The 19,757-nt window shown below is 70.9% G+C and carries 12 protein-coding genes and 1 tRNA gene; 7 read left to right on the top strand and 6 right to left on the bottom strand.

Going from position 1 to position 19,757, the window contains the following annotated elements; genetic code table 11:
* Positions 1–69 precede the first annotated feature (69 nt).
* Together K7G19_RS16000 and K7G19_RS16005 are read left to right on the top strand one after the other, a co-directional pair.
* Entirely contained in the window at positions 70–399 is a 330-nt protein-coding gene (locus tag K7G19_RS16000; RefSeq protein ID WP_149317188.1) for a four-helix bundle copper-binding protein, read from the top strand.
* Positions 400–596: 197 nt separating this feature from the next.
* Positions 597–2,798 carry a TonB-dependent receptor gene (locus K7G19_RS16005; RefSeq protein ID WP_226108091.1) on the top strand — a complete coding sequence of 734 codons (2,202 nt, stop codon included), beginning with the start codon at positions 597–599 and terminating at the stop codon, positions 2,796–2,798.
* Between the two features lie 99 nt (positions 2,799–2,897).
* Here K7G19_RS16005 and K7G19_RS16010 read toward each other — a convergent pair whose 3' ends face one another.
* From K7G19_RS16010 to K7G19_RS16020, 3 genes are all read right to left on the bottom strand, one after another.
* A complete protein-coding gene (locus K7G19_RS16010; protein WP_149317186.1) occupies positions 2,898–4,220 on the bottom strand; it encodes an MFS family transporter in 1,323 nt (440 codons plus the stop codon).
* Between the two features lie 371 nt (positions 4,221–4,591).
* Entirely contained in the window at positions 4,592–8,665 is a 4,074-nt protein-coding gene (locus tag K7G19_RS16015; protein WP_226108093.1) for an AAA family ATPase, read from the bottom strand.
* Positions 8,662–9,972, bottom strand: a complete 1,311-nt coding sequence (locus K7G19_RS16020) for an exonuclease SbcCD subunit D C-terminal domain-containing protein (protein ID WP_226108095.1) — start codon at positions 9,970–9,972, stop codon at positions 8,662–8,664. Before K7G19_RS16020 ends, K7G19_RS16015 begins: the two co-directional genes overlap by 4 nt.
* 205 nt (positions 9,973–10,177) lie before the next feature.
* On the opposite strand from K7G19_RS16020, the gene K7G19_RS16025 reads away from it, so the two are divergent.
* Positions 10,178–10,251: transfer RNA gene (locus K7G19_RS16025), tRNA-Cys, on the top strand.
* Positions 10,252–10,294: 43 nt separating this feature from the next.
* Here K7G19_RS16025 and dmeF read toward each other — a convergent pair.
* Positions 10,295–11,311 carry a CDF family Co(II)/Ni(II) efflux transporter DmeF gene (dmeF, locus tag K7G19_RS16030; protein WP_226108097.1) on the bottom strand — a complete coding sequence of 339 codons (1,017 nt, stop codon included), beginning with the start codon at positions 11,309–11,311 and terminating at the stop codon, positions 10,295–10,297.
* 520 nt (positions 11,312–11,831) lie between these two features.
* Between dmeF and K7G19_RS16035 the strand changes: the two genes are divergently transcribed.
* On the top strand, positions 11,832–12,404 hold the full coding sequence (locus K7G19_RS16035; protein WP_226108099.1) for an acyloxyacyl hydrolase: 573 nt from the start codon (positions 11,832–11,834) through the stop codon (positions 12,402–12,404).
* Between the two features lie 162 nt (positions 12,405–12,566).
* Here the strand turns inward: K7G19_RS16035 and K7G19_RS16040 are convergent, their stop codons facing one another.
* Complete coding sequence (locus K7G19_RS16040; RefSeq protein ID WP_226108101.1) at positions 12,567–14,009, bottom strand: PLP-dependent aminotransferase family protein; 1,443 nt, start codon at positions 14,007–14,009, stop codon at positions 12,567–12,569.
* A 362-nt stretch (positions 14,010–14,371) separates the two neighbouring features.
* Here K7G19_RS16040 and K7G19_RS16045 point away from each other — a divergent pair, with 362 nt between their 5' ends.
* The 3 genes from K7G19_RS16045 (at position 14,372) to K7G19_RS16055 (ending at position 18,246) form a co-directional block, all read left to right on the top strand.
* Positions 14,372–15,703 carry an aspartate aminotransferase family protein gene (locus K7G19_RS16045; protein WP_226108103.1) on the top strand — a complete coding sequence of 444 codons (1,332 nt, stop codon included), beginning with the start codon at positions 14,372–14,374 and terminating at the stop codon, positions 15,701–15,703.
* A 340-nt stretch (positions 15,704–16,043) separates the two neighbouring features.
* Positions 16,044–17,432, top strand: coding sequence for an amino acid permease (locus tag K7G19_RS16050; protein ID WP_226108105.1), 1,389 nt, complete (start codon positions 16,044–16,046; stop codon positions 17,430–17,432).
* 466 nt (positions 17,433–17,898) lie between these two features.
* Entirely contained in the window at positions 17,899–18,246 is a 348-nt protein-coding gene (locus tag K7G19_RS16055; protein ID WP_226108107.1) for a DUF2917 domain-containing protein, read from the top strand.
* A 161-nt stretch (positions 18,247–18,407) separates the two neighbouring features.
* Here K7G19_RS16055 and K7G19_RS16060 read toward each other — a convergent pair whose 3' ends face one another.
* Positions 18,408–19,484 carry a hypothetical protein gene (locus K7G19_RS16060; RefSeq protein ID WP_226108109.1) on the bottom strand — a complete coding sequence of 359 codons (1,077 nt, stop codon included), beginning with the start codon at positions 19,482–19,484 and terminating at the stop codon, positions 18,408–18,410.
* Positions 19,485–19,757: the final 273 nt, after the last annotated feature.

Below are 19,757 nucleotides of genomic sequence, written 5' to 3' on the forward strand. Positions count from 1 at the left end.
GCCGTGGTCCGCGCCTTGCTGCATGTCGGCTGGCGCCGATCCGGCGTCGACCGACCGAGGAGGGATGTCATGCCTCACGAGCAATATCAAGCCTGTATCGATGCCTGCACGCGCTGCGCGCAGGCCTGCCGTCACTGTGCGGCGTCCTGCCTGCAGGAACACGATGTGCAGAAGATGACCGAGTGCATCCGGCTGGACCTGGACTGTGCCGGCATTTGCGAACTTTCGGTGGCCTATATGTCGCGCGGCAGCGAGCATTCGCGCCAGCTATGTACGCTGTGCGCGCAGATCTGCGAGCGCTGCGCCGAGGAGTGCGCGCGCCATCAGGCCCAGCATTGCCAGCAATGCGCACAGGCCTGCCGCGATTGCGCGCAGGCGTGCCGGCAGATGGCGGCGTGACGGCGGCTTGCCGTTTGCGGTTTGCGGTTTGCGGGGCTGCGGGACCTTGCAGAGCCGGCGGAACCTGCCGCCAGGGAGTGGAGCGATGGCCGATGTCACCCATGATGCGGCACTGTGTCACATAGTGCACCGGCGCGTGGCGGTATATCGTCGCGCACCGGTTTCGCGTCCGCGACTCGCCATTCCGTCAGAACCTCATGCCCCGCGCCGCTCCGCCTTGCCCTGGACCGACCTCGCGCTACCGCGCATCCCATGCCGTTTCCGCGGCGCTGACGGCGGCGTCGCTGGCGTGGACATTCCCGCTGCTGGCGCAGACGGCCGACCGGGCCACTGACGGTCCCGCCGACCGCGCCACCGACCGCGCCACCGGCGGCGCCACTGACGGGGCGCCCGACGGCACCGTCACGCTGCCCACCGCGACCGTCACGGCGGCCGCTCCCGGCTCGCCGACGGTGCCGGCGGTGGTCCGGCAGCGCGCCACGCTGTTCGGCACCGTCGGCTCGGTCGGCTTCGTCGATGCGCAGTCCCATGCGGACAGCTATGCCAGCAATGTGCGCGATGTCCTGAAGGACACGCCGGGCGTCTACGTACAGGAGCGCTATGGCCAGGAGCTGCGGCTGTCGATTCGCGGCTCGGGCATCGCGCGTGGCTATCACGTCCGCGGCATCGACGTGCTGCAGGACGGCGTGCCGACCAACTTCGCCGACGGCAGCGGCGACTTCTATCAGATCGATCCGCTCGCGCTGCAGGCCACCGAGGTGTACAAGGGCGGCAACGGCCTGGCCTATGGCAGCACCACGCTGGGCGGCGCGATCAATTTCACCACGCCCGCCGCGCTGACCGCGCCGGCGCCGAACCAGCTGCGGCTCGAGGGTGGCAGCTTCGGCACCGCCCGCGCCGGCGCGCAGGTGTCGCGCCAGTTCGGCGCCTTCGATTTCCTCGCCAACCTGAGCGTCAATCGCGCCGACGGCTATCGCGAGCACCAGCGCGGCCAGTACCAGCAGTTCAATGCCAACTTCGGCTATCGCCTCAGCCCGGATGTCGAGACGCGCTTCTATCTCGGCGTCTATGTGGTCGACCAGGACCTGCCGGGCACGCTGTCGCTGGCCGACGCCCTGAACCAGCCTCGCCGCGCCTCGGCCGGCGCGCTGGCGCTCGATCAGGCCCGCGACACGCGCACCGAGCGCCTGGCCAACGTGACGACCATCCGGCTGGGGGAAGGGCAGCAGCTGGACCTGCGCAGCTGGGTGATCCACAAGGACCTGCATCACCCGATCTTCCAGGTGATCGACCAGGACAGCTGGACCTATGGCTTCGCGCCGCGCTATACCGGGCGCGGCAGCGTCGGCGGCATGCGCAACGAGCTGATCGTCGGCGGCCGTTTCTTCGGCGGCACCGGCGATTCCCGCCACTACCTGAACCAGGGCGGAAGCCGGGGCGCGCAGACGCTGAACGCACGCCAGCAGGCGGCCAACTACGAGGCGTATCTGGAAAACCGGCTGTATCTGCTGCCCACGGTGGCGCTGATGGCCGGGGCCAAGGCTTATCGCGCCGAGCGGCGCTATACCGACCACGGTGGCCTGGCGGCCAATCCGGTGGCCAAGTCCGACCGCGATACCTTCAGCGGCATCAACCCCAAGATCGGCGTGCTGTGGGAACCGGTCCCCGAGGTGCAGGCCTTCGTCGATATCACGCGCAGCGCCGACGTGCCGGACTTTTCGGATCTGCTGCAGACCATCGGCAGCGCCCAGCGCTTCGTGGCGCTGGCGGTGCAGCGCGGCTGGACGCTGGAGATCGGCACGCGGGGGCGGCGCGAGCGCTTCGGCTGGGATGTCGCCGCCTACCGCTCGCTGGTGCGCGAGCAGATGCTGCAGTTCGCCACCGGCCCCGACATCCCGGCCTCGACGTTCAACGCCGGCCGCACCACGCTGCAGGGCGTGGAGCTGGGCGTCGATGCCGACCTGCTGCGCGGCGTGCTGACCCCGGGCGATCGCCTCAACGTGGCGCAGCTATGGAATTACAGCGATTTCCGCTTCGACAACGACCGGCGCTACGGCAACAACCGCATCGCCGGCGTGCCGGAGCATGTCCTGCGTACCACGCTGACCTACGGCGTGGGCGAGCGCTGGCGCATTGCCGGCACGCTCGACTGGGTGCCGAGCGGCGCCTGGGTCGACTATGCCAATACGATGCGCGCGCCGGGCTACGCGCTGTTCGGCCTGCAGGCGTCCTACCGCTTCGGCGGCGGCGTGACGCTGTTCGTCGATGCCCGCAATCTGGGCGACAAGCGCTATGTCAGCGACTTCGGCACGGTGGCCGACGCGCGCAGCGCGAACACCGCGGTGTTCTACCCGGGCAGCGGGCGGGCCATCTACGCCGGGCTGCAATATCGCTTCTGAAGCGGCGGCGCGCAGCCAGCGCGACGCCGTTCCCGCGGGGCACCCCAGCGGCCCGGCAGGCCGCGGGGTCGCCGCCGTGCCGCCGGGGCGACGGCCTGCTCAGTGTTCGTGATGCAGGTACTTGGCCTGGCGCGGCAGCCGCAGGCTGACCAGGAAGGCCACCACCATCATCGCGGTCACGTACCAGTAGAAGGCGGACTCGTGGCCGACCGACTTCAGGCCGAGCGCGACGTATTCCGCCGAGCCGCCGAAGATGGCGTTGGCGATCGCATAGGCCAGGCCCACGCCGAGCGCGCGCACTTCGGGCGGGAACATCTCGGCCTTGACGATGCCGCTGATCGACGTATAGAGGCTGACCACCGCCATCGACAGCGTGATCAGCACGAAGGCGACCGCCGGATTGGTGATGGTATGCAGCGCGGTCAGCACCGGCACCGTGATCAGCGCGCCGAGCGCGCCGAACAGCATCATGTTGGTACGCCGGCCGATGCGGTCCGACAGCGCGCCGAACACGGGCTGCATGCACATGTAGACGAACAGCGCGCCCGTCATCACGTAGCTGGCGGTCTTGATCGGCATGCCGGCGGTGTTCACCAGGTACTTCTGCATGTAGGTGGTGAACGTATAGAAGATCAGCGAGCCGCCGGCGGTGTAGCCAAGCACGGTGAAGAAGGCCGCCTTGTGGTCGCGCAGCAGCGCGACCACGCTGCCGGCGTCCTTGGTGTTGCGCGTGTCGGCGCTGGACGTTTCATGCAGCGTACGGCGCAGCAGCAGCGCCACCACCGCGGTGATCGCGCCGATCACGAAGGGAATGCGCCAGGCCCAGGTCCTGAGCTCCTGCTCGGTGTACAGCTGCTGCAGCACGACGACCACCAGCACCGCCAGCAACTGGCCGCCGATCAGCGTCACGTACTGAAACGACGAGAAGAAGCCGCGCCGGCCCTTGAGCGCGACCTCGCTCATGTAGGTGGCGGTGGTGCCGTATTCCCCGCCGACCGACAGGCCCTGCAGCAGGCGCGCCAGCAGCAGCAGGGCGGGCGCCCACATGCCGATGCTGTCGTAGGTCGGCAGGCAGGCGATCATCAGCGAGCCGGTGCACATCATCACCACCGAGATCAGCAGCGAACTCTTGCGCCCGTGGCGGTCGGCGATGCGGCCGAACACCCAGCCGCCGATCGGCCGCATCAGAAAGCCCGCGGCGAATACGCCCGCGGTATTGAGCAGCTGCACGGTGGGATCGGACTGCGGGAAGAAGGAGTGCGCGAAATAGATCGCGCAGAACGCGTAGATATAGAAGTCGAACCATTCGACGAGATTGCCGGACGACGCGGCGACGATCGCGAACACGCGGCGGCGGCTGTCATGTTCCCGGTCATGGTCCGTCTTGCCGGCCGGAATGGTGGTGCTGGTCAGTTCTGTCATGGGAGATCGCTGAGTAGGACGCCGGCGCTCAGGCGTGGACACGCGTGCGCCGGCGTCGGGCGAAGCGCGCGGCGGGGCACCGCCGCTGCAACAGAGGCCGCCCGCGGCCAGGGAGCTGACGGGCGGACGGCAGGGCGGTATAAGGGTAACCCCTAGGGCGTGATCCTGCACGGCACGGCGGTGCGGCCGTCGGAAAGGGGCGATGGCGAGCCCAGGCATGGCGCGGGATGGCGCGCGATTGTTCGGGATCGCGAACACAGTGTCTGGTGGAGCGTCTGCGCAAGGGCGGGCGCCGGCCCTCTCCCCCGGCCTTCTCCCGCGCGCGGGAGAGGGCCGGGGGAGAGGGTAAAGGGCAGGGCCCCGCTACACCGCTACGAGCCCACCATGACCCGGCTCTGTCCGCCCGAGAGCCTGCGCACCTCGATGCGCGTGCCGATGCGCTCGGTCATCTCGTGCACGTGCGAGATCACGCCGACCTTGCGGCCCTGGGCCTGCAGGCTGTCGAGCGCGTCCATGGCGACGCGCAGCGTGTCCGCGTCGAGGCTGCCGAAGCCCTCGTCGATGAACAGCGATTCGACCCGCACGCGATGCGAGGACAGCGATGCCAGCCCCAGCGCGAGCGCGAGCGACACCAGGAACGACTCGCCGCCGGACAGCGAATGCACCGAGCGGGCCTCGTCGGCCATGTCCTGGTCGATCACCAGCAGCGCCAGGCTCTGGCGCACGCGTTCGAGCCGGTAGCGGCGCGACAGCGTGGCCAGGTGCCGGTTGGCGTAGCCGAGCAGGATGTCCAGCGTCATCTGCTGGGCATGGTTGCGGAATTTCTTGCCGTCGGCCGAACCGATCAGTTCGTTGAGCACCTGCCAGGTGTGCGCGGCGGCCTGCTGCCGGTCGATGCGCGCGATCAGGTCGCTGGCCTGCGCGCGCCGCTCGTCGTCGCGGCGCAGCGTGAAATCGGCCTCGGCCAGCGCCTGCTTGGCGCGTTCGAGTTCGGCGCGGGCCGCCGTCAGCGCGGCCTGGACGGTGGCCGCGTCGCCTTCGCCCAGCCGGCGTGCCAGATGGCGTTCGCGTTCGGCGCGGCGCGTCTGCACCACGGCGCGGGCTTCATCGACCTCGCGTTGCAGCGCGTGCAGCGCCTCTTCCTCGCGCGCCAGCCAGTCGGCATCGAGCGCCAGCAGCGCGCGCAGGGCGGCTTCGTCGAACGGCGCGGTGGCGGCGGGGCCGATGTGTCGGACGTCTGCGTCGAGGCCGTCATGCCCGTCGTGTCCGTCGCGTCCATCGCGCCTGTCGCGGCTGTCGTGCCCGTCGTGCCCGTCGTGTCTGACGTGCCCGTCGTGCCCATCGTGTCCGACGTGCCCGTCGCCCCAGGCATGCAACCACGCATCGAGCCGCGTCGCGGCGTCGCGCGCCTGCTGCTCCAGCGCCTGGGCTTGGGCCTGCGCCTGTTCGGCGCGCGCGGTCTGCCGCGCCAGCTGCTCGCTGGCAGCCTGGCTCGCCCTCTGCGCCGCGTCGACGCGCGCCGTGGCCTCGGTGCTGGCTTGCGCCAGACGGGCGGCGATGGCCTCGACCGTCAGGCCCGCATCGGGCGTGCCGGCAAACAGCGCATCGCGGCGCACCCTTTGCTCGGACAGGCGCGCGTCGGCGAACGCCAGCGACTCGGCGGCCTTGCGATGCGCTTCGACGGCATGCTCGTGCGCCTGCGTGGCGGCGGCCAGTGCGCCATCGAGCTGCACGATGCGCTGGCGCTGCGCGTCGCGTTGGTCGCGGTGCCGCGTCCATGCGCCGGCGTCAGCCTCGCAGCGCGCACGGAATGCCGCCGGATCGTCGTGCCACTGCCGGCGCCAGTCGAGGCCCGCGGCGCGCTCCAGCGCGCCCGCGTCCAGTTCGCGCAGGGCCTGGTCGCGCTGCGCCGCCGTTGCCGCCGCCGACTCGACCGCCGCGCCGTGACGCAGCGCGAGTTCGGCGGCCGCGGCCTGCGCGCGTTGCAGCGCGCTGTCGGCCGCCATCTGTTCGGCCTGCGCGGCGTCCAGGCGCACGCGCGCGGCCTGCAGCTGCTTGTCGAGCGCGCGCAGGTCGGCGTCGAGTTCGGCCGCGCTGCGCAGCTGCGCGTCGGCGTCGGCCAATTGCCGCGCGAACCAGTCGGCGCGCTGGTCGGCATCGACGGTCTCGACCTGCGCAGTGTGCCCGGCCTGCACGGCCTGGGCCCGCCAGGCTTGCACGGCCTGCCCGGCCTGCCCGGCTTGCCCGGCTTGCCCGGCCTGCGCGGCTTGCCCGGCCTGCACGGCTTGCCCGGTCCGCGGCACCTGCCCCACGTCCACGCGCTGCGGGAGCTGCGCGGCCAGCGCATCGGCTTGCCACTCGCGTTCGGCGCGGTCGCGCTGCTGCCGTGCGGCGGCCAGGCGCGTGTCGAGCTGCGCCAGCGCTTCGTCGTGGCTGTGCGCCAGCGTGGCGGCGCTGCGTTCGTCGGCGTCGATCCGGGCCAGCGCCTGCTGGCCACGGCGGTACTCGTCCTCCAGCGCGCCCAGCGTGGCCTGCAGCGCCGCGCGCAGCGGCGAGTCGTCATGCGCGTACGGGTGTTCGCTGGCGCCGCACACCGGGCAGGGTTCGCCCGGCTCCAGCGTCTCGCGCAATTGCTCGACGCTCTGCTGGCACGCCGCGAGCGCGCGTTGCCAGGAGCGTTCCGCCTGCGTGGCGGCCTGCTGCGCGGCAGGCCGCGCGGCGCGGGCCGCATCGATGTCTTGCTGGCACTGCTGCCGTTGCGCCTGCAGCGTCTCGCGCTGCTGGATCAGCTCGGCCATCCGCGCTTCGGCCGCAAGCCGTTCGCGCCAGCGTGCCGCGGCCTGCTGCAGCGCGTCGCGATGCCGCTGCAATGCGACGGCGCGCGCCGCGATGGCATCGCGATCATGGCCGGCCAGCGCCTGCTGCGCCGTCGCGACCTGCCGCTGTGCGCCTTGCAGCGACTCGGCGGCGGAGGCGAGCCGCGCCTGTGCCTCGGACTGGTCGCGCCGGGCCGTGGCCAGCCGCTCGGCCAATAGCGCGACCTCCTGCGTGGCGGCGACGTGCCGGCCGTGCCAATCGTCGGCCTGCGCGAACAGCGCCTCCCAGCGCGGCCATTGCGCGCCGAGCGCCTCGCGGCCGGCATGCCGCGCGAGCCAGTCTTCGGCGGCGGCCAGCGCCGCGCCCGCGGAGTCGCGCTCCGTCCGCAGTCGGGCCTGTTCGCGGCGTGCCTCGTCCAGTGCCTGCGCGGCCTGCCGATGCGCCTGCGCCGCGCGCTCGCGGTCCGGCGTCAGCGTTGCGATCACGGCGTCGAACTCGCGCGCCTGCGCCAGGCGCGGTGCCATCTCGGCCTCGGCGTGGCGCGCCGCCTCCAGGTCGGTGGCAGCGCGCTGCCGTTCGGCCTGTGCGTGCTGTGCCGCGCGTTCGGCCGCCGCCTGCGCCTCGGCGGCGCGCGCGAGTTCCTGGCGCTGTGCCTCGCGCTGAGCGGCCAGGCGGTCGATCTCGGCCACCAGCGGCCGCGCGGCCTGGGCCGCATGTGCGTCCGCCAGCCGGGCTCGCCGCGGCGCGGCGGCATCGTGCGCGGCGACGGCCGCCCGATGCTGCTCAATCGCCTGCTGTTCGAGCTTGGCGAGTTCCGCCGCGTCGGCGTGCCAGCGCAACTGCGCCTCGTGTTGCCGCAGCCGTTCGTCCAGCGCCGTCACAGCGTCGTGCTGCTGCCGGCGTTGCAGTTCGTATTGCGCGCGCGTCTCGGCTTCCAGCGGCTGGTGCTGCGCGGCCTGCTCGCGCAGCTGGCGCAACGCTTCCTGCTCGGCCTTGTTGCGTTCGAAGGCGCGCCGCGAAATCGCCTCGAAGCGGCCGGTGCCGGTCAGCGCCTGCAGCAGCGCCGCGCGTTCGTCGTCGCCGGCCTTCAGGAAGGCAAAGAACTCGTTCTGCGCCAGCAGCACCGCGCGCGTGAACTGCTCGAAGGTCAGCCCGACGCGCTCGACGATCGCGGCCTGGACTTCGGTCTTCAGGCCACCGCCGACCGGTTCCTCGCCGGGCAGCCGGGCCAGCGACATCTGGGTCTGCTGCAGCTTGCCGCCGGCCTTGGAGCGCGCGCGGCGCACGCTCCAGCGGGCGCGGTAGGCCTGCCCGTCGCCGCCGACGAAGTCGACCTCGGCGTGGCCCTCGGCGGCGCCGCGGCGCAGCAGCGTGCGCGTGTCGTGCGCGCCGATGGTCTCGCCCGCGACATCGGGCAGCACCGTGGCACGTCCACCGACGCGGGCGACGCGCGGGGTCTCGTCGTACAGCGCGAGGCACAGGGCATCGAGCAGCGTGCTCTTGCCCGCGCCGGTGGGGCCGCAGATCGCGAACAGGCCGGCCGAGGCCAGCGGTTCGGCGGTGAAGTCGATGGCGAACTCGCCCGACAGCGAGGCCAGGTTGCGGCCGCGAATGGCGAGGATCTTCATGGCGCTGCCACCTCGTCCGGCGCGTGCAGCAGTTCGGCCAGCGCGGCCGCCAGCGTGGCGGGCGCCTCGGCGCCATGCCGCTCGCGATACAGCGAGGCGAACACCGCGGCCGGGTCGAGCCGGTTCAGGTCGTCGAGCGACAGCATCGGCGCGGGCGCCTCGCCGGCCGCGGCGGCGGTGCTGACCTCGATGCGCGCGAGGCGCACCGGCTTGCCGTCGAGCGCGGCTTCCACCTTGGCGCGCAGCGTCGGCTCGGGGCCGTCCAGCGCGACCCGCACCTGCAGATACGGCTGCAGCGCGTCGGGCAACGGCGGCAGCTCGAGCGCGCGCAGCGCGTCCAGCGCCTGTTCGAGCGGCCGGGGCGTCAGGGGCACGCGCATCAGGTCGACGGGTCTGGGCACCGGGATCGCGCGCCACTCGGCCAGGGCCTCGCCCTCGAGCCGCGCGCTGACGACCTGGTGCGGATAGTGGATCTCGGAGAACGACATCGGCAGCGGACTGCCGCTGTAGCGGATGTGCTCGTGGCGGCCGACCTTCTGCGGCCGATGCAGATGCCCCAGCGCGACATAGGCGATGGCCGGGTCGAAGATGCCGGCCGGCAGCGCCTCGGCGCCGCCGATCACGATGCGCCGTTCCGAGTCCTCCGAGACCTCGCCGTCGCGCATATGGCAGTGGCCCAGCGCGACGATGGGCTGGCCGGGTTGCCGGCGGGACAGCGCCAGTTCGAGCGCGCTGCGATAGAGCGCGGCGACGCCGGCCTGGTAGGGGTCGGTGCCGGTGCCGGCCTCGGTATCGATGCCGGTATCGATGCCGGTATGGATGCCGGTATCCGCGTTGTCCCGCGCGGCCTCGACCCGCGGCACGTCGCTGGGGCGCAGGAAGGGGATGGCCAGGCACCACGCCGCGATCCGGCCACCCGTATCGCGCACGGGCACCACCAGCTTCTCCACGTCGATCGTGCCGTCAGGCAAGCGATGGACCTGGCCGACGCAGGCCGCGCCGAACCAGTCGAGGAAGGGCGCCGGGGCCTCCAGCCGCGCCGGCGAGTCGTGGTTGCCGGCGATCATCACGATCGCCAGATGGGGGCGCCGGCGCCGCGCCTCGGTCAGGAAGCGGTACAGCTGGCGCTGCGCCGCGGCCGAGGGGTTGGCGGTGTCGAAGATGTCGCCGGCGACCAGCAGCAGGTCGGTGGCCTCGGCGTCCAGCGTATCGAGCAGCCAGTCGAGGAAGTGCTGATGTTCGTGGGTACGGTCGTAGTGATGCAGGGTCTGGCCGAGATGCCAGTCCGAGGTGTGCAGCAGTCGCATGCTGGGGGAGGGCCTTTCAACGTTGGCCGAGACGATAGCAGAGATCGGTGGGGGGCCGGCTTGGCCGCTCGTTGGCTCGGGCTCGGGCCGGGCTGGGGCCGGGCTGGGGCCGGGCTCGGCCGCGATGCGGCGGCCTTCTGCACGATCGGGCGAATCGGGCTACACTTCGGCCCGCGCTGTTCGCAGCGCACCGCTTCAAGACAGCGGCGGGGTGGCAGAGTGGCATGCCACGGCCTGCAAAGCCGTGTACGACGGTTCGATTCCGTTCCCCCGCCTCCAGCTTTCCTGCCCGCGCCAATGCAATCGGCGCGAGCGGCGTGGTTCAGCCGGCCTTTTTCATCGCGCCATCGTCGCAGCGCGCGATTTCCACCGTGACATGCGCCAGTTCCTCGTGCACGCCGAGGGCGGTACGCACGCGCGCCGGCGTCAGCGTCGGGTCGTGCGTGACCAGCGCGACGATGCAGGCGAACTTGTCCTTGCCGACCCGCCAGACATGCAGGTCGGTCACGCGGGTGCCATCGCGGCCCTGGTCGAAGCCGGCCAGCACCTCGCGCACCTCGTCGACCACCGGATGGTCCATCTCGCGATCGAGCAGCACCGCGGAGGTCTGGCGGATCAGGCCGAGCGCCCAGTGTCCGACCAGCACCGCGCCGACGATGCCCATCACCGGATCGAGCCAGTTCCAGCCGAGCCACCAGCCGCCCGCGAGCGCCAGCAGCGCCAGCACCGAGGTGGCGGCGTCGGCCAGCACGTGCAGGTAGGCCGAACGCAGGTTCAGGTCGTGGCCATGCGCGTGGTCATGGCCGTGCCCGTGGTGGTGGCCGTGATGATTATCGTCGTGGTGATGGTGGTGGTGATCGTGCCCGTGCCCGTGGTGATGGTGGTGCGCGCCGCCCAGCAGCCAGGCGCTGGCCAGATTGACCAGCAGGCCCAGGCAGGTGACCGCCATCGCTTCCGGATAGCGGATCGCCGCCGGGGCGAACAGCCGCTCGATCGAGGCGAAGCCCATCAGCGCGGCCACCCCCATCAGGAAGACCGCGCTGGCGAAGCCGGCCAGCACCTCGATCTTCCAGGTGCCGAAGGCGAAGCGGCGGTCGTTGGCGAAGCGGCGGGCGGCCGCATACGCGAACACCGACAGGCCGATCGCCAGCGCGTGCGAACTCATGTGCCAGCCGTCGGCCAGCAGCGCCATCGAGCCGAACCACCAGCCGGCGGCGATCTCCGCCACCATCGCCGCGGCCGTCAGCAGCAGCACCAGGCGCGTACCGCGTTCGCCGGCGGCGTTGCCGCGGTCGAAGACATGCGAGTGGGTCCAGGGGGAGAGATCGTGGGTATGCATGGCTTGGCCTCTTTTCGATGGCCGCAAGGGTAGCAGCATGCATGCGTGGGCAGGCGCAAATCCCTGCTGCAAGTGCGCCGACTCGCGGTCGGCAGTGGCAGTCGGGACCCGGTCAGGACTCGCAGTCTGGCCTCGCCGCCGCGGCTTGGGGCGGCACCCGCGGTTGGAACCGCCAGCAGCCGGCGCCCTCAAGTTTCCCGGATGGCCGATCGTTTACCCCCAGACGCAAAATGGATTTGTCGCCGCTTAACATACATTCATGAATGCATGTATCATCGCGATCACGATTTTGCGTAATTTCGCTCTTTGCTTGCCAAAAGTACGATGACTTATCGATTCATTGCCGGTTGCATGGCGGCGTGGCTCGGCTTGTGCGCCACCGCCGGTTGGCTGATCGAACGGCTCTGGGCCTGACCTCCAGCCCGTTCGCGCGGCGCCGATGCGGGTGGCGTTTCCTGCCTGGCACGGACTGTGCCAGTGCCTTCGCCGGCATCTTTCAACTCCTCCTCTCCCCTCGACCATGACACGACAACAAGAACGCACGGCGCGTTCGCTGCGCCGCTCGGCCGCCTTTTGCTGCGCCGCAGCAGCGCTGATCGCCGCGGCGCCCGCCCAGGCCGACCCCGCCGTCCATGTGGCCTACGGCCGCGACCCCGGCCACGGCCTGAACAAGTACGAGGTGGGCCTGAACTGGGATTCGGGCTTCGCCTACGGCAATCCGCAGGGCTGGCTGGCCAAGCTGCAATGGGAAGTCGAACTGGCGCGCTGGAACGCGCGCAGCGGCAACAACCGCCGCGACGTGACCGAACTCGGCTTCTCGCCGATCCTGCGCGTCGAGAAGCACGGCTGGAGCGTGGTGCCGTTCGCCGAGCTGTCGGTGGGCCTGCGCCTGATGAGCGCCACCTCGACTTCGGACTCGCACGACTACAGCACCGCCTTCCAGTTCTCGGACATGGTCGGCGTGGGCGTGGCCTTCGGTCCGCAGAAGCGTGCCGAGGCGGGTTTCCGCTTCCAGCACATCTCGAATGCCAGCATCAAGCGGCCGAACCCGGGTACCAACTTCTACACCGGTTACGTGCGTTACCGCTTCTGAGCGCTGCCTCCGGGCGCCCGCGTCCGGGCCCCGACCTCTCCGCGGGCCCATTCCCGGCCGGACTCGGCCGGTCCCGGCCTCTCCCGGGCCCACTGCCTGGGGCTTGCTTGGAGACCCGCTTCGGGGCCGCTCCGGGCCTGCCGGGCGCCAAAGCGTGCGCGGCTAGCTGCCGCCGCGCACGCCATCGAAGAACTCCCACAGCGCCGGCGCATCGCTGGTCGCGACATTGAAGCGGATCCACGGCGAATCGGTCTCGTCCGGCGCGAAATAGCTGCCGGGCGCCAGCCACACGCCGTGCGACAGCGCGCGCGTCGCCAGCTGGCCGCCGGACAGCCCCTGCGCGGCCGCGGCCGCGCCGTCGGGCGCTCCACGTACCCGTGCCCAGGCGAACATGCCGCCTTCCGGGCGCAGCAGCACTTCGAGGCCGTGCGCCTCCATCTTCTCGGTGACGCGGTCCTGCTGCGCGCGCAGCCGCGCGGCCAGCGCGTCGACGTGGCGCGCGTAGTGGCCGCCGGTCAGCACCGCATAGACCAGCCGCTCGGTGACCTCCGAGGAAGTGAGCCCCACCGCCATCTTGGTGCGGGCGAAGGCCTTGGCCAGTTCCGGGCTGGCCGCCAGATAGCCGACCCGCAGCGACGGCGTGATGGTCTTCGAGAAGCCGTTGACGTAGACCACATGCGACAGCCCGTCCATCGCCGCCAGCATCGGCGCGCCGGCGGGAGCCAGCTCGCGATAGATATCGTCCTCGACCACCAGCAGCCGGTGCTGCTCGGCCAGCTGCAGCACGCGGTGCGCGTTCATGCTGGTCAGCGTGCCGCCGGTCGGGTTCTGCAGCACCGTGTTGACGAACAGCGCGCGCGGCCTGTGCCGGCGGATGGCCGCGTCGAGCGCGTCGGTATCCAGCCCCGCCGCGCCACGCGGTACGCCCACCACCTTCAGCCCGGCCAGCCGCAGGATCTGCAGCAGATTGCAGTAGCACGGGTCCTCGACCAGCACCGTATCGCCGGCGCGCAGCAGCGTGCGCACCACCAGGTCCAGCGCCTGCGTCGCGCCCTGCGTCAGCACCACCTGCTGCGCCTGCATCGGCATGCCGTACTGCGCGAGCCGCGTGGCGATGTGCTCGCGCAGCGCGGCGAAGCCGTAGGGATGGCCGTAGCCCGACACCTGCCCGGCCGGCACGCGGGCGGCGGCGCGGATGGCCTGGTGCAGCCCTTCCTCGTTGAGCCAGTCGCCGGGCAGCCAGCCGGCGCCGGCCTTGATCGGCACCGAATGGTCGGCGAACACGTCCGACAGCAGCCACGCTGCATTCAGGGCAGGGGTTTCCCAGCGTGGGCTCGGCGCCTGCTCGGTGCTGGCCTGGCGATGCGCGACCGTGTAGCCCGAGCCCGCGCGCGCGGCCAGGTAGCCGAGCGCGGTCAGCCGGCCGTAGGCCTCGGCCACCGTAAAGGTGCTGACGCCATGCTGGGCGGCGAAACGCCGCACCGAGGGCACCGCGATGCCGGGGCGCAGGGCGCGCCGGTCGACCAGCGCCGCGATGCCGGCGACGATCTGTTCGGTCAGCGTGTCGCCGCCGCGGCGGCTGCGGGTCAATTCGAGCTGGATCATGCGACCGCATTGTGCGGGGGATGCCTGTACAGTTCAAGCGCGGCGAGGGGCGCTGCCGGCCACCCCGGCCATGCCGCGATGCCGCATGCTTCCGGCGGATACGGGCGCATCGCGATGATGCCGCGGCGCCGGGACTGGGATTGACCTGTACGGTTCGAGCCGCAAAATCAGTACGGTAAGGCGAGCATTTCACAACCGTATATTTTTAGGGAGCGCCGGGCTCGCTACAGTGGCCGGATCGCTATCCCGCGCCATCGGCCGCTGTTGCCCGGCGGCGCGACATCCCGAACCGACCGGACCAGGCCCTGCACAAGGCCCCGGACCCAGCCCGACCAAGCCAGGACGAACCCAAGGAGGAAGTAATGGACGCCGCCAAGACCGTGATTCCCGATCTCGATGCGCTGTGGATGCCGTTCACCGCGAACCGCCAGTACAAGGCGGCGCCGCGGCTGCTGGCCTCGGCCAGCGGCATGTATTACACGACCCACGACGGCCGCAAGATCCTCGACGGCTGCGCCGGCCTGTGGTGCGTGGCGGCCGGGCACTGCCGCAAGGAGATCGCCGACGCGATCGCGCACCAGGTGCAGACGCTGGACTATGCGCCGCCGTTCCAGATGGGCCATCCGCTGTCGTTCGAGGCGGCCAGCAAGGTCGCGGCGATCATGCCCTCGGGCCTGGACCGCATCTTCTTCACCAACTCGGGCTCCGAATCGGTCGATACCGCGCTGAAGATCGCGCTGGCCTATCACCGCGCCCGCGGCGAGGGGCAACGCACCCGCTTCATCGGCCGCGAGCGCGGCTATCACGGCGTCGGCTTCGGCGGCATGGCGGTCGGCGGCATCGGCCCGAACCGCAAGGCCTTCTCGGCCAATCTCATGCCGGGCACCGACCATCTGCCGGCCACGCTGAATATCGCCGAGGCGGCCTTCTCCAAGGGCCAGCCGACCTGGGGCGCGCATCTGGCCGACGATCTCGAGCGGATCATCGCGCTGCACGATCCGTCCAACGTCGCCGCCGTCATCGTCGAGCCGCTGGCGGGCTCGGCCGGCGTGCTGGTGCCGCCGGTCGGCTACCTGGAGCGGCTGCGCGAGATCACCAGCAAGCATGGCATCCTGCTGATCTTCGACGAGGTGATCACCGCCTTCGGCCGGCTGGGCGCGGCCACCGCGGCCGAGCGCTTCAAGGTCACGCCGGACCTGATCACGATGGCCAAGGCGATCAACAACGCGGCCGTGCCGATGGGCGCGGTGGCGGTCCGGCGCGAGGTCCACGACACGGTGATCGACGCCGCCGCCGCCGGCGCGATCGAGCTGCCGCACGGCTATACCTATTCGGGCCACCCGCTGGCGGCTGCCGCGGCGATCGCCACGCTGGACCTGTATCGCAGCGAGGACCTGTTCGGGCGCGCCGCGAAGCTGGCGCCGCTGTTCGAGGAGGCCGCGCACGGCGTGCGCGGCGCTCCGCACGTCAAGGACATCCGCAACCTGGGCCTGGTGGCCGGCATCGAGCTCGAGCCGCGGCCGGGACAGCCGGGCGCGCGCGGCTACGAGGTCTTCCTCAAGTGCCTGGAGCGCGGCGTGCTGGTGCGGTACACCGGCGACATCCTGGCCTTCTCGCCGCCGCTGATCGTCACCGAGGCGCAGATCGCCGAGCTGTTCGAGACGGTGCGGCAGGTGCTGAAGGACGTGCAGTAAGGCAGCGCCGGCGCGGACGCCCCGCGCCGATCCCTCTCCTCTCCCCGCTGCGGGAGAGGGGAGCGAAAACTCCCACCCCACCTCCCGCTCCCTTCTTCTGCTCCGAACCCCGAAGCCCGCCTCCATAAGTGACGGTTTGGCCAGAGCGGTTCGATAAACTAGGCGCCTTTTTTGCCCCGGCCGGCCCACCTTGCCGAGCCGCGGGCGGCCCTGCGCGTCCACCCAGGCGGTGGCGCCCGCGGGCATTGGCGACCGGTCATCCACGGGCCGGCCAAACTCGATCCTGGCGACACCGCCCGGCCGACCCCGGGCGGATGCCGCCAATGCAGGAGATCCCTTCATGAGCTTGTTCCGCACCAAGGACATCGAAACGATGCTGGCCGCGAGCCGCGACGATGGCTTGAAAAAGGTGCTCGGCCCGGTCGACCTGGTGATGATGGGCATCGGCGCCATCATCGGCACCGGCATCTTCGTGCTGACCGGTACCGGCGCGCTGACCGCGGGCCCGGCGCTGACGCTGTCCTTCGTGATCGCCGCGCTCGCCTGCGGTTTCGCCGCGCTCTGCTACGCCGAATTCGCGACCGCGATCCCGGTGTCCGGCTCGATCTACACCTACAGCTACGCCACGCTGGGCGAGATCGTCGCCTGGATGATCGGCTGGGACCTGCTGCTCGAATACGGGCTGGCGACCTCGGCGGTGTCGGTCGGCTGGTCGGGCTACTTCCAGTCCCTGCTGTCGGGCTTCGGCGGGCAACTGCCGGCGGCGCTGACCGCCGCGCCCGGCGCGGTGCCGGGCGTGCAGACCGTGCTGAACCTGCCGGCGGTGCTGATCATGCTGGCGATCACCTGGGTGGTGTCGTATGGCGTGCGGGAGTCGGCACGGGTCAACAACATCATGGTGGCGATCAAGGTCGCGGTGGTGCTGCTGTTCATCGCGGTCGGCGTCTGGCACGTCAAGCCGGTCAACTGGCAACCCTACGCGCCGTTCGGCTTCGCCGGCATCGTCAATGCCGCCGCGCTGGTGTTCTTCGCCTTCATCGGCTTCGATGCGGTGACCTCGGCGGCCGAGGAGGTGCGCAATCCGCGCCGCGACCTGCCGATCGGCATCATTGGGTCGCTGGCGGTCTGCACGCTGCTGTATGTCGCGGTGGCGGCGATCATGACCGGCATCGTGCCGTTCCCGAAGTTCGAGGGCATCGACCATCCGGTTTCGCTGGCGCTGCAGTACGCCGGCGAGAACTGGGTTGCCGGCTTCGTCGACCTCGGCGCGATCCTCGGCATGACCACGGTGATCCTGGTGATGACCTACGGCCAGACCCGCATCCTGTTCGCGATGTCGCGCGACGGGCTGCTGCCGGCCCGGCTGTCGCGGGTGCATCCGGTGCACGCGACGCCGTTCCAGGCGACGTGGGCGGTCGGCATCGTGTTCTCGTCGATCGCCGGCCTGGTGCCGCTGAACGTGCTGGCCGAGCTGATCAATATCGGCACGCTGTCGGCCTTCGCGCTGATCTCGATCGCGGTGCTGGTGCTGCGCAAGACCCGGCCGGACCTGCCGCGCACCTTCCGCTGCCCGGGCGTGCCGGTGGTGCCGCTGCTGTCGGTCGGCTTCTGCCTGTTCCTGATGGCGCATCTGCAGCCGTTCACCTGGGTAGCCTTCCTGCTGTGGCTGGCGCTGGGCCTGGTGATCTATTTCGGCTATGCGCGGCGCAACGCCGTGCTGCATCGGTAGGGCTCGCCAGGGCCTCGTCGAACGGGCGTCGTCAGGGGCTCGTCAGGGGCTCGTCAGGGCGTCGTCGGTCCGGCCTCGTCGGGGCCTCGACAGGGCGTCGCGGGTCCAGCCTCGTCACCGCCTCGTCGGCAGGGCCTCCGCCGCCCAGCGCCCCAACTGTCAGAAAAAACGCCGGAACAGTACCTGGGAAACTGTTCGGAACTGTCCCTTTGATGGCCGCGCCGGCCGTCCATAATGAAATCGTGCATCGAAGCACGCCGTGGCGCGGCCGTCCGTGCGGTCGCCCACATTGGCAAGAGGCCCGGCGCAGCGGGCAAAAAACCGCCGCGAAATACCGAAAGGCTTCAGGACCATCGGCGCCGACCATGCCCGCCTGGACAACATCCGGTCCCGCCGCTGCGTGACCGGCAGGCGGCGGGCCGGACGAGCCGGCTCCGCTCGATGCCCATCGACAGGAGCAGCCACCATGCAGGAACTCAGGGATTTCGAACTGGACCAGGCCGGCACGCCGGTCAGCTGGCGCGCGCGGCTGGGCCAGCGCATCGTCGCGCGCGACGGGAACATCTGGTTGACGGTGGAAGGGCAGCGCGGCGATGTCTGGCTGGCGCCGGGCCAGTCGTTCGACCTGCCCGAGGGCGCCTGGGTATGGATCTCGGCCGACGCGCCGGGGGCGCGCTTCACGGTGGCCCAGCAGTCGGCGCCGCTGTCATGGCGCGGGCTGCTCGCCCTGCTGCGCCCGCGGCCGCGGCCCGACCCGATACGGCTGCCGGAGCCGTCCGCCGGCTGGTGGCCGGCACGGCATCTGTCGCGCTAGCGGGAATGGGTCGAAGCGATTGAAGCGTTCGAAGCGTTCCAAGCGCTCGAAGCGCTCGAAGCGCTCGAAGCGCTCGAAGCGCTCGAAGCCCTCGCAGCGTTTGGAACGTTTGAACGTTTGGAGCGTATGGGCCGGAAGGATGGAGCGCGGCCCGGCGGCGCTCAGCGCGCCGGCGTCGCGGACGACAGCGTGGCGGCGACCGCCTGCCACAACGGCTCCAGCCGCTGCCGCTCGTTGTCGGCGGCCTGCGGCGCCAGCGACGGCGTGCGGCACAGCAGCACTGCGGTCTGGCCGGCCTCCGGCAGCGGTACCCACCAGACGCGGCCGTACTGCAGGCGGCCACCGTCGCTGGCGATGGAAAAGCTGGCCCAGTTGGCGCGGTGATTCGCCAGCCGTACGGTGCCCTGGGCGATCACCTTGGCGCTGGCGCCGGTCAGCGCCTTCAGTTCCTCGGCCGCGCGCGCGGCGGCCACAGCGCCCGAGCCTTCCTTCCCGCCTTCCTTCCCGCCTTCCTTCGCGCCTTCCTTCGATCCTTCCCTGGCCCCGTCCTTCGGCAGCGGGCGCGCCAGCAGATCGATGGTCGACAGGCCGTTGCCGCCCTGGCTGGTGAAGGCAAAGATCGCGTTGTCCGGCAGCAGCTTTTCGCGGGCCGCATCGCGCTCCCAGGACAGCGGCATGCGCAACATCAGGTCGATCGCGCCGGCCTGCCGGACGCCCCTGGTGGTGTAGGTCCTGGCCATCGGCGAGGCCAGTTCGGCGGCGGGTTTGTCCTCGTAGACCGCGGCCAGCAGCAGTTGCAGCGAGGCCTTTTCCATGTCGCCCTGGGCGCTTTCGCGCACGCGCTGCAGATAGGCCTGCATCGCGGGCTCGGAGGCCAGCGCCGACTGCATCGCCTCGCGGTCCATTTCCAGCACCTTGGTCGCCAGCCGGGCACGGTCGGTGGCGGGCAGCGGAATGTCCTGGAACAGCCGGGTCACCGTGGCCAGCGCATCGGGATACTGGCGGTCGAACGCGTTGCGCACCTGCTGGATGTCGTTGCGCAGCGACGGGTATTTGGCCGCGGCGCGCTCGAGCGTGGCGTTCTGGTTGGTCAGGTAGCCGTACAGGCTGGTCAGACCCGAGATGGCCGCGGGCGTGTAGTCCCACGCGATGGCACTGGCGGGCAGGCCGATCAGACCTGCGAGCAGCGCAAGGCGCGGCAGCCACGGCACGCAATGCCGCATAGGAATCCCCTTCAATAGGTCGACACGGCCGGCTGTGCGTGTCCTTTGTTGTGCCGACCGGAGGTCCGAGTCCCGGCGGATGTTCTCGATTGTAGCCGAAGGCAGGGGGCGTCACGTGCCGTTTGCTGCCCGCTGGTCACGCCCGGCGGGATGGGCCTACAATCGACTGGCCCACCGGCGGCACCGCCGGCGCGGGCAACCCCAGACAATATGGCCAGCAATGGCCGCACAACGCGATGGCCGGTGCTTCGGCGGCGCAGTCTGTCCGCCGCTCCCGGCCTCACCGGG

The organism is Cupriavidus sp. DB3 (assembly GCF_020418465.1).
GTDB lineage: Bacteria > Pseudomonadota > Gammaproteobacteria > Burkholderiales > Burkholderiaceae > Cupriavidus > Cupriavidus cauae.